The sequence below is a fragment of the Brasilonema sp. UFV-L1 genome, from assembly GCF_012912105.1.
In the GTDB taxonomy this organism is placed as follows: Bacteria; Cyanobacteriota; Cyanobacteriia; order Cyanobacteriales; family Nostocaceae; genus Brasilonema.
Map to the genome: position 1 here is coordinate 1 of NZ_QMEA01000293.1, position 1323 is coordinate 1323.

The 1323-nt window shown below is 46.6% G+C and carries 2 protein-coding genes; both read left to right on the forward strand.

Annotation, left to right across the window (positions count from 1 at the left end):
* The first annotated feature begins 368 nt into the window (after positions 1-368).
* Positions 369-635: a hypothetical protein gene (locus tag DP117_RS34210; RefSeq protein WP_069351273.1), complete on the forward strand. Its 267-nt coding sequence runs from the start codon at positions 369-371 to the stop codon at positions 633-635.
* Complete coding sequence (locus DP117_RS34215; protein ID WP_169222584.1) at positions 632-1057, forward strand: PIN domain-containing protein; 426 nt, start codon at positions 632-634, stop codon at positions 1055-1057. Before DP117_RS34210 ends, DP117_RS34215 begins: the two co-directional genes overlap by 4 nt.
* The last annotated feature ends 266 nt before the right edge of the window (positions 1058-1323 follow it).

Here is a 1323-nt window from a genome sequence, read left to right on the forward strand (position 1 = left end):
AACCCTTGAGATACACTGCATACGCCTTTTGTCAATCAGGGAAGTTCAGTTTAAAAACGAGCGTCGTTATGACGCTCGCTTGAATGGGGTATATCCCCGCGCTTTATTTATAGAGATTAGTTATAAGTTGCTTGTCTAATAATGACTACCACACTGCGTTTATCGATTTCGGAAAATTGAAAGCAATGTTGGGAAAATGATGGGTGAGTGCGATCTGCGCCCTTGCGCTCCGCCTCGCTTCGCACTGCGCCGAACGAAGCGCGCTTCTCGTCTCTGGGAGCCGCGTAGCGGAGCGCCCGATTCGTGCGCTTACGCTATCGCTCTAGTAAAAAGCCCTCTGTTATACTTGTCATAAGCGCAATACAAGTATGACAAAAGCCATGCTCACTGTCAGACTAGACGAAGAAACAGAACGCCAACTAGCCGATATCTTAGCTCACGAGAAAACAGACAAGAGTGAGTTGATCCGACGCTTGATTGCTGAACGCTGGCTTAACTTGCAAGCAGGTAGAACTTTGGTTGATAGGCGAGGTGGACACCCTCAACACCTCCTGCAAGATGCACCGACAGACTTATCTGAACGAGCAAACCGCAAGAAAGCGATCGCGCAATATCTCAAAGAGCGTCATTCATGACTTATCATCCGCTCATACTCGCAGATAGCGGGTTTTTGTTTGCGTATTACAGCGCCAGAGATAAGCATCATCAACAAATATGTCGTTTCTTTGAAAGTTGTACTTCCAAGCTGGTAACTACGCCTATCTGCATTGCAGAGGTGATGTGGTTACTCAGTTCTGATTGGCGCACACAAAACGAGTTTCTTCTAGACATTGCTAAAGGACTCTACGAGTGTGAGCAGCTGTTACCTCAAGACTTTTCCCGCATTGCTGAACTGAATGCCACCTACTTTGACTTACCAGGAGACTTTGCAGACTTATCCCTAATCGTCATTTCGGAGCGCCTAGATATCGCTGCAATAGCGACTTTGGACAGTGATTTTGATGTTTATCGGCGTTATCGTAAAAAACCTTTCGAGCGGGTGTTCTTGCCGGAATAGCGATTGCTCGTTTCAGTTCTGGGGGAAATTAGCAAGTAGAAATTACGCATACGTGATTTTCTCCCTCAGCATAGGCTCGCGCCCACTTTCCCCCAGAACTGAAATGGGCGATTGCTCGTTTCAGTTCTGGGGGAAATTAACAAGCAGAAATTACGCATACGTGATTTTATGCAAAAGCATAGGCGATACGCCGCCAGAAGTCTGCCCTGAGTCGAATGGCACTAAGAAAAGCTGAAAGACTTGTAGTTTAAGCAGTTTGCAATTGC